Raw genomic sequence first — 9,189 nt, 5'->3', positions numbered from 1 at the left:
ATGCAGACGAGTGCAACGAACTACGCGACGGCAAATCCGAGCGTGCTGACACCGGGGCAAACGGCGCCGCAATTCGGCCAGTCGCTCGCGTCTTCGCTGTTCTGTTCGCCGCAGGTCTATACGACAGCGAACGCAGACCAGACCTACATTTTCGCTGACACCGTGCACCCGACGACGCACACGCATCTGCTCTTTGCGCAGTACGTCGAACAGCAAATTGCCGCAGCCGGCATCGGTCATTGAGCGCAGCGCAGTCGAGCCCGGCGCACGCGTGAGCGTTTGCGCCGGGGATTTACTCGTGGGATTCGAACGCCGCAGCAGCCCGCCCGAGCCGGTCGTTGACGGCGATCCATTCGGGCGTGTCGGGCAACTGTTCGACGAGGATGCGTGCCACGCGCGCTCCATCGAGCGTGCGCAGCAAGCCGTATAGCTCGCGTGCGTATCGGCGCGGATCGTCCGGGGCCGCGATAAAGTTCACGTTGGGCGTTTGTGCCCAGTCCCCGGCACTTGAGCGGCGTGCAATGAGCGCAACGCGCATGCCCCCCTCACGTGCTCCAACCAGAAGCGGCTCGAGCGAGGCGAACGGCAAAAGCGCAAGCGGCGTACGCGGCGCGTAGTGTGCCTTCAAGGTGCCCGAGGCACGCGGAGCCGTCGCGTCGCTGCCGTCGGGCAGCCGAGGGGCAACACCGAGCACCTCGGCGATCTCGAGCGGCGTAACGTGACCCGGCCGCAGCAACGCCGGAAAACCCCGCGAAAGATCGACGATCGTCGATTCAATGCCGACTTCCGACGCGCCGCCATCGAGCACATGAACGGTATCCCCGAACTCATCGCGCACATGTTGTGCCGTCGTCGGGCTCACGTGGCCGAAGCGGTTCGCCGAGGGGGCCGCCACACCGGCACGCCCGCCGCGCCGCGCGTCGAAGGCACCTAGCAGCGCCTGCGCGATGGGATGCGAGGGCGAACGCAGGCCGACCGAGTCCTGCCCCCCACTGACCGCCGGGGGAATGTGCGCAGCCCGCTTGAGAATCAGCGTGAGCGGCCCTGGCCAGAAGGCATCGATGAGCTTTTGCGCGTCAGCAGGCAGCTCGCGCACCCAGTAATGAGGATCGCCGCCGGGCCCCAGGTGCACGATCACCGGATGATTGGCGGGGCGCCCTTTTGCCGCGTAGATCCGGGCCACCGCCTGTGGATTCTCGGCGTCAGCGCCCAACCCATAAACGGTCTCAGTGGGGAACGCGACGAGCTCCCCCGCGTCGAGCAGCGCGACGGCCTGTTGAATCTGCGCCTCGGTGACGGCGGGCGCGGCCGGCGGTATCAAGCTGGAAGACATCGTTCGATGCGCGATCTTTTCAGATTGCGCGCCCGTCTCAATCGAGCGAAATACGCAGCAGCCGCGCGCACTCGCGTGCAGCCGTGCACGCTTCGTCGAGCGTTGCGGCCGTGAAGTTGATATGCCCCATCTTACGCCCCGGACGCGCCTCTTCTTTGCCGTACAGATGCAGTCGTGCGGCCGCTATTGCCGCAACCTCGTGCCAAGGCGGCGTAACAGGTGTCATGTCACCAACGGATGCCGGGGGAGCGCTCCCCGTCGATCCGCTTCCCGCAAACCAGACGTCGCCGAGGATGTTGAGCATGACCGCCGGCGAATGCTGGCGCGTGTCGCCGAGCGGCATGCCGGTCATCGCCCGCACTTGCTGCTCGAATTGGCTCGCCGCACAGGCATCGACTGTGTAATGGCCAGAATTGTGCGGACGCGGCGCCATCTCATTGGCAACCAGCGAGCCGTCCTCGAGCACGAAAAACTCGACGCACAGCACGCCCACGTAGCCGAGCGCCTCGGCGATGCGTGTCGCCGCCTGCTGCGCCTCGCCAACCAGCGCGGGCGTCGCGTCCGGCGCGGGCACGACGGTGAGCGAGAGGACGCCGTTCTGATGCGTGTTCTGCGCGAGCGCATAGACGGCTGTCGCCCCGTTCGCGCCGCGCGCGATCAACGCGGAAACTTCGAATTTGAGCGGCAGACGTTTTTCGAGCACGCACGGCACGGCGCCGAGCGCGGCGTACGCCTCGCGCGCGGCGTCTGCCGTCGCGACACGCACCTGTCCCTTGCCGTCATAACCCAGGCGCGCTGTCTTGAGAATACCGGGCAGCACGGCGTTGAGCTCGGAGTCGGTGAGCGCGGCCAACGCCTCGGCGGACTCAATTGCCAAATACGGCGCCACCGGCACGCCGCAGCTCGAAATAAAGCGCTTTTCGGCGATCCGGTCCTGCGCAATCGCGACGCACCGTCCGGCCGGGCTCACGAAGGTCGTGCGCGCCAGGAAGTCGAGGCTTGCAGCCGGCACGTTCTCGAACTCGGTGGAAACAGCAGCCGAGAGGCGAGCGAGCTCCGTCAGCGCTGCCTCGTCGGTATAGGCGGCGCGCAGGTGCTTGTCGGCGACGCTGCCGGCCGGGCTCGTCGGGTCGGGATCGAGCACGGCGACACGGTAGCCCATCGCTTGCGCGGCAAAGCAAAACATCCGGCCGAGTTGACCGCCGCCGATCATGCCCAGCCAAGCGCCGGGCGCAATCGGGGAAGAAAGTGTAGTGACTTGACTCATTTCAATGCATCTCGCGCCCCGATGCGCGCATGGCGCGCCGGTTCAAGCGCAGTCGATTCCGCTTCGTCCCGTCCAGCGCGACTCGCCGGACCGGTCTTATCTCAATCTCTAATGCGCGCGAAGCACGCAAAGAACAACAAAACGCAACGTCAAAGCGCGGGCAGCACCATGGCTCGGGCCGCCTCGTTTTGCCGGATGCGGAACTCAGCGAGCCCCCGCGCGTACGCCTCCGACGTTCCGCCGAGCAGCGCCACCGCGAACAGCGCCGCGTTGGCCGCGCCGGCTTCGCCGATCGCGAACGTCGCGACGGGCACGCCCTTGGGCATTTGCACGATCGAATGCAGCGAGTCGACGCCTTTCAGGTATTTACTCGCGACGGGTACGCCGAGCACGGGCACCGTCGTCTTCGCGGCGAGCATGCCCGGCAGATGCGCAGCCCCGCCCGCTCCGGCGATGATCGCGCGCAGACCGCGCGCCATGGCCGATTCGGCGTACGCAAACATCTCGTCGGGCATACGATGAGCGGAGACGACCTTCGCTTCGTACGGCACGCCGAACTCCTGCAGGATCGACACTGCGTGCTTCATTACGTCCCAATCGGAACTCGATCCCATCAGCACGCCGACGACCGGCGCGACGTGCGTATGCACGGTCTCGGTGCTGTCCAAGCTCAGGGCTGTCTCAACTGCTTCGCTCATCGTCCATTTTCCTTCTCTGGCGTCGAGAATCCATCGTTTCGTCTGCGTATAGCGTATATCAAGCGAGTACTTGCCCCGTCAGCCGCTCGAGCGCTTCCCGGTACTTTTCGCTCGTCTTCGCAACAACAGGCGCAGGCAACTGCGGCGCAGGCGGTGCCTTGTTCCAATCTTGAGTCTCGAGCCAATCGCGCACGAACTGCTTGTCGAACGACGGCGGATTGCTGCCGACGAGGTACTGGTCAGCCGGCCAGAAGCGCGACGAATCGGCCGTCAGCGCTTCGTCCATCAAAACGAGCTTGCCGTCGCTGTCGAGACCGAACTCGAACTTCGTATCGGCGATGATGATGCCGCGCGTCGCCGCATACTCGGACGCTTCCTGGTACAGGCGGATCGAGATGTTGCGAATGTCCGCGGCCAGCGCCTTGCCGATGCGCCGCTCAACCTCGTCAAACGTGATGTTCTCGTCGTGGTGGCCGATCTCGGCCTTCGCCGCTGGCGTGAAAATCGGCTCGGGCAGCTTCTGTGCATTGGCGAGCCCCGGCGGCAGCGTCACGCCGCACACCGCCCCCGTCGCCTGATAATCCTTCCAGCCGCTGCCGGCCAAATAGCCACGCACGACGGCCTCCACGAGGATCGGTGTAAGGCGCTTCACTACAACAGCCCGCCCCTTCACTTGCTCGACCTCATCCGGTGCGACAACCGTCTCGGGTGCCACGCCCGTCAAATGATTCGGCACGATATGCCCGAGACGATCGAACCAGAAGTTCGCCATCTGATTGAGCACGCGGCCCTTGTCCGGAATCGGCTCGCCCATCACGACATCGAACGCCGAAAGGCGGTCGGTCGTGACGATGAGCAGGCGATCGTCGCCGACTGCGTAGTTGTCGCGGACCTTGCCGCGGCCGAGAAGCGGCAGCGAGCGAAGCGAGGATTCGTAAAGGGTAGACATCGTCGTGGACCGTCAGTAGAAGAAAACCGCAAACGGATAAAACCGGCGCTCGACACATTCTCGAAACGCCAAAGACAAATAACAAAAACACAAAAACACAAAACGCAAACGCCGTTCCCATCAATGCTGCGGGAACGGCGGGCCTTCCTGCAAGGTCGCCCGGGCTGCCAGCTCACGCTTCGCGCGGCGGCGCCGGGCACGCCGGACGGCTTAACGCACCAGTTGTGCGAGCTCGCCGGACTTGTACTTCTCCGCAATCTTCTCGAGCGGAATCGGCTTGATCTTGCCAGCCTGCCCCTCGCAACCGAAGGCGCGGTAACGATCGATGCACACCTTCTTCGCAGCTTCGCGGGCCGGCTTCAGGTAATCGCGCGGATCGAACTTGGACGGGTTCTCGGCCAAATAGCGCCGGATCGCGCCCGTAATCGCGAGCCGCAAATCGGTATCGATGTTGACCTTTCGCACGCCGTGCTTGATACCTTCCTGGATCTCTTCGACCGGCACGCCATACGTTTCCTTCATGTCGCCGCCAAACTCGCGGATCTCGGCGAGCAACTCCTGCGGCACCGATGAGGAGCCATGCATCACCAAGTGCGTGTTCGGAATGCGCGCATGGATTTCCTTGATGCGCTCAATGGCGAGGATATCGCCAGTCGGCTTCTTCGTGAACTTATAGGCGCCGTGCGACGTGCCGATCGCGATCGCGAGGGCATCGCACTGCGTCGCGCGCACAAAATCGGCAGCCTGCTCGACGTCAGTCAAAAGCTGCTCGCGCGTCATCGTGCCGTCCGCGCCGTGTCCGTCTTCCTTGTCGCCCTTCATCGTTTCGAGCGAACCAAGGACGCCAAGTTCCGCCTCGACCGTCACGCCGATCGAGTGCGCCACTTCGACCACTTTGCGCGAGACATCGACGTTGTACTCGTAGGAAGCCACCGTCTTGCCGTCGGCCTCGAGCGATCCGTCCATCATCACGCTCGTGAAGCCGCTTTTGATCGCTGCCATGCAGACGGCCGGCGATTGCCCGTGGTCCTGGTGCATGACCACAGGAATATGCGGATACGATTCGACCGCAGCCTCGATCAAGTGGCGCAGAAACGGCTCGCCTGAGTATTTACGCGCGCCGGCCGACGCTTGCATGATGACAGGCGCGCCCACTTCGTCCGCCGCGGACATGATCGCCTGGACCTGCTCGAGGTTGTTTACGTTGAATGCCGGCAGGCCATAGCCGTGCTCGGCCGCGTGGTCCAGCAGTTGACGCATTGATACGAGAGGCATGCTCAGTACTCCTTGGGGGATGGATTTCGGGGTGCTCGGGCGGCACCTACTCCTGCGAATACGAGATTTTATCGCGAAGCGGGCTTCATCCCCGACTACATTGTTGGCCGGCTTCCGCCAATCCGTCATAAGCGTTGTTTTTCGCGGCCGCTGCCGGTATGGCGCGAGCGCGAAAATCGATCAATAGGGGTTGCCAACGCGCACGATTTTCAGCGTGTTCGTGCCGCCCGCCTGCCCCATCGGCTCGCCCACGGTCAGCACGACCATGTCGCCGCGCGTAGCGAACCCCTTCGAAACCACCAATTCGACGGCCTGCTTCAGCGCTTGGTCCCGGTCGCTGCTGGTCTCGCTCGCAAGCGGCGTCACGTTCCGGAACAACGCCATCGCACGCTCGCTCGCCGCGCGCGTCGTCAGCGCGAAGATCGGCACATGCGTTGAGTGACGCGAAAGCCACAAGGCGGTAGCACCTGATTCAGTCAGCGCCACGATTGCCTTTGCACCGAGGTGGTGCGCGGTGAACAACGCCCCCATCGCGACCGTTTGGTCGATTCGCGTGAAAGTCCGGTCGAGGAAGTCGCGATCGAGCTCGACATGCTCCGACTTCTCGGCTTCGACACAAATGGCCGCCATTGCCTCCACCGTTTCGACCGGGTACTTGCCCGCGGCCGTCTCGGCCGACAACATCACGGCATCGGTGCCGTCGAGCACGGCATTGGCGACATCCGACACTTCCGCGCGCGTCGGCACCGGCGCGTGGATCATCGATTCCATCATCTGCGTGGCCGTGATCGCGAGCTTGTTCGACTCGCGCGCCATGCGAATCATGCGCTTTTGCAGCGCAGGCACCGCGGCGTTGCCGACTTCGACAGCAAGGTCGCCACGCGCCACCATGATGCCGTCGGAGGCGTCCAGAATGCCTTGCAGCTCCGGAATGGCCTCGGCGCGCTCGATCTTCGCGATCATTTTCGGCTTCGCCCCGAAGGGCGCGCCGGCGATGTTCGCCAGCTGGCGGGCCGTCACCATGTCGGTCGCGCTTTTCGGAAAGGACACCGCGATGTAGTCGGCGCCGATCGCCATCGCGGTTCCGATGTCTTCCACATCCTTGGCCGTCAGCGCCGATGCCGTCAAGCCGCCTCCCAGGCGGTTGATGCCCTTGTTGTTCGACAGCTCGCCCCCCACCTTGACGATGGTGCGAACTTCATCGCCGACGATTCGCTCGACCGTCAGCACGATCAGTCCATCGTTGAGGAGCAGCATGTCGCCGGGCTTTAAATCGCGGGGCAGATCCTTGTAATCGAGCCCCGCTCGCGCTTCGTTGCCCAGCTCACAGTGGGCGTCGAGAATGAACGGCTCGCCGGCCGTCAACTGCACCCTGCCGTTTTCAAACTTGCCGACGCGAATTTTCGGCCCTTGCAGGTCGGCCATGATCGCCACTTCGCGGCCGTTGCCGCGTGCTGCCTCGCGCACGTCCTCGGCGCGCTGCCGATGATCGCCGGCCGTGCCATGGGAGAAGTTGAAACGCACGACGTCGACGCCCGCTCGGATCAGTTGAAACAGGGTTTCGGGCGAACTCGACGCCGGGCCGATGGTGGCAACGATCTTGGTGGCGCGATGCATGTGAACACCTCATCTCGGTTGAATCGCGGGTTGAGGCGCTGCGAGTCGGATGCGTCGGCATCGACGCCACATCGGGCGTTCGCGCCGGTCGCGCGCCGGTTCGTGCCGGCGTCGCTTTGTGGTGTTCGGGGCCGCTCGACGTTTCAGTCGCCGGCGGCCGGTCTGACTGGCTAGCTCATCCGCGATTCGAGGACTTCGACGGCCGGCAGCTTCTTGCCTTCGAGAAACTCGAGGAAAGCGCCGCCGCCAGTCGAAATGTAGCTCACCTTGTCGTGTATACCGTACTTCGCAATCGCGGCGAGCGTATCGCCGCCGCCCGCGATCGAGAACGCCGATGAATGGGCAATCGCCTCGGCAAGCGTCTTCGTGCCATTGCCGAACTGGTCGAATTCGAACACGCCGACCGGCCCGTTCCACACGATAGTGCCGGCGTTCGCGAGTTGCGAGGCGAGCGCGCGGGCCGTTAGCGGGCCGATATCGAGGATCATGTCGTCGGATTCGATCTGCGAGACGGTTTTCGTCACGGCCTCGGCCGTGGGCGAAAACGCCTTTGCCGTCACGACGTCCGCCGGGATGGGTACCGAGGCGCCGCGCGAGCGCGCCGCCTCGATGATCGCCTCGGCTTCCCCAACGAGATCGGTTTCGGCGAGCGACTTACCGATCGGCAGGCCTGCTGCCAGCATAAAGGTGTTGGCAATGCCGCCGCCGACGATCAGTTGGTCGACCTTCTCGGCGAGCGACTTCAGGATCGTCAGCTTGGTCGACACTTTCGAGCCCGCGACGATGGCAACGAGCGGACGCTTGGGGTTGCCGAGCGCCTTGCCGAGTGCGTCGAGCTCCGCCGCAAGCAGCGGCCCGGCGCAGGCGATGGGGGCGTATTGAGCGATGCCGTGCGTCGTCGCCTCGGCGCGGTGCGCCGTGCCGAACGCATCGTTGACATAGATGTCGCAAAGCTTCGCCATCTTTTGCGCGAGCTCGTCCGAGTTCGCCTTTTCACCCTTGTTGACGCGGCAGTTTTCAAGCAGCACCACTTCGCCTGGCTTCACGTCTACGCCGTTCTCGACCCAATTTGCCACGAGCGGGACGTCACGGCCGAGCACCTCGGAAAGACGCCGGGCGACAGGCGCGAGCGAATCCTCGGGCTTGAACTGGCCTTCCGTCGGGCGACCGAGGTGCGAGGTGACCATCACGGCTGCGCCCGCATCGAGCGCGGCCCGAATGGCCGGCACCGATGCGCGGATACGTGTGTCCTCGGTGATATGACCTTGGTCGTCTTGCGGGACGTTCAGATCGGCCCGGATGAAAACGCGCTTGCCGGAGAGCAAGCCTTTCGCGATCAGATCGGAGAGACGCAATACTTGGCTCATGGGAATGTTCGCATTGGGGGTTGTAGGCGGGGCGTCGCGTACGGTGCGCGGCGCGGCCGTGGGGCGCGCGTGAGAGCGCGGCGGCAAAGACGCATTTTAGCCGATCACTGCCTCAGCCCGGCGCTCAAACGAACAGAAGACAACAGAAGAAAGGCGATGTCGACAGGATGCTGCGACAAAACACCGCAGAGCCGGGCGATGCTGCCTGCGCAGTGACCCGGTTCGCCTACACCCGCACCGGCTTGGTACTCGCCGCGTTTTTGTCTGCTGAGATGGGATAGACGAGCCAAGGATCCCCGTCGATTACCCGCCATGCCGCGCCTTGCGACTGCAGCACGTGTGCGAGCCGCCGCCGGTGGCTACAAAGCGTTGGGTTCGATAAGGGTTCGATGAACATGCCTCTGACAAGGGCAAGCTGGGGAACCTGTCGCTCGATGCGGTGAACGAAACGTATGAACGCGGCCACTGCGCCGTTGGGGTTCCCCTCGCTGTCGATCGCCTCGAAATCGCAGACGATCAGTTGATCGCCCTCGACGCGATAGACAAGTTCGAAGCCCCCCGTGCGAATCCGCCAACCGATGACGAAATCGCTCGATTCAAAGTAAGCGACCGTCGGCTCGATCCCTTGGGACTTCAGGAACACCGTGACGGAATCCAGAGGGGCTGTCGTCATCTGTCTTCTC

8 protein-coding genes and 1 pseudogene are annotated in these 9,189 nt (G+C 64.0%); 1 reads left to right on the top strand and 8 read right to left on the bottom strand.

The window, feature by feature from the left end:
- Positions 1–243: pseudogene (locus VL598_RS11820) on the top strand (acylhydrolase); the annotation flags it as partial.
- Positions 244–292: 49 nt separating this feature from the next.
- Here VL598_RS11820 and VL598_RS11815 read toward each other — a convergent pair.
- The 8 genes from VL598_RS11815 to VL598_RS11780 form a co-directional block, all read right to left on the bottom strand.
- The gene (locus VL598_RS11815) at positions 293–1,333 is read right to left on the bottom strand and encodes an L-threonylcarbamoyladenylate synthase (RefSeq protein ID WP_325326908.1); all 1,041 of its coding nucleotides are present in this window, start codon (positions 1,331–1,333) and stop codon (positions 293–295) included.
- Positions 1,334–1,370: 37 nt separating this feature from the next.
- Positions 1,371–2,600, bottom strand: coding sequence for a 5-(carboxyamino)imidazole ribonucleotide synthase (locus tag VL598_RS11810; protein ID WP_325326907.1), 1,230 nt, complete (start codon positions 2,598–2,600; stop codon positions 1,371–1,373).
- Positions 2,601–2,749: 149 nt separating this feature from the next.
- A complete protein-coding gene (purE, locus tag VL598_RS11805; RefSeq protein ID WP_414718706.1) occupies positions 2,750–3,298 on the bottom strand; it encodes a 5-(carboxyamino)imidazole ribonucleotide mutase in 549 nt (182 codons plus the stop codon).
- Positions 3,299–3,356: 58 nt separating this feature from the next.
- Positions 3,357–4,247: a phosphoribosylaminoimidazolesuccinocarboxamide synthase gene (locus tag VL598_RS11800; protein WP_325326906.1), complete on the bottom strand. Its 891-nt coding sequence runs from the start codon at positions 4,245–4,247 to the stop codon at positions 3,357–3,359.
- A gap of 210 nt (positions 4,248–4,457) precedes the next feature.
- Positions 4,458–5,522, bottom strand: coding sequence for a class II fructose-bisphosphate aldolase (gene fba / locus VL598_RS11795; RefSeq protein WP_325326905.1), 1,065 nt, complete (start codon positions 5,520–5,522; stop codon positions 4,458–4,460).
- A 180-nt stretch (positions 5,523–5,702) separates the two neighbouring features.
- On the bottom strand, positions 5,703–7,139 hold the full coding sequence (pyk, locus tag VL598_RS11790; RefSeq protein WP_325326904.1) for a pyruvate kinase: 1,437 nt from the start codon (positions 7,137–7,139) through the stop codon (positions 5,703–5,705).
- Positions 7,140–7,309: 170 nt separating this feature from the next.
- On the bottom strand, positions 7,310–8,506 hold the full coding sequence (locus tag VL598_RS11785; RefSeq protein WP_325326903.1) for a phosphoglycerate kinase: 1,197 nt from the start codon (positions 8,504–8,506) through the stop codon (positions 7,310–7,312).
- Between the two features lie 226 nt (positions 8,507–8,732).
- Entirely contained in the window at positions 8,733–9,179 is a 447-nt protein-coding gene (locus VL598_RS11780) for a secretion protein (RefSeq protein WP_325326902.1), read from the bottom strand.
- Positions 9,180–9,189 lie beyond the last annotated feature (10 nt).

This window comes from Trinickia sp. (genome assembly GCF_035492435.1).
In the GTDB taxonomy this organism is placed as follows: domain Bacteria; phylum Pseudomonadota; class Gammaproteobacteria; order Burkholderiales; family Burkholderiaceae; genus Trinickia.
This window is presented reverse-complemented; position numbering and strand designations above follow the sequence as displayed.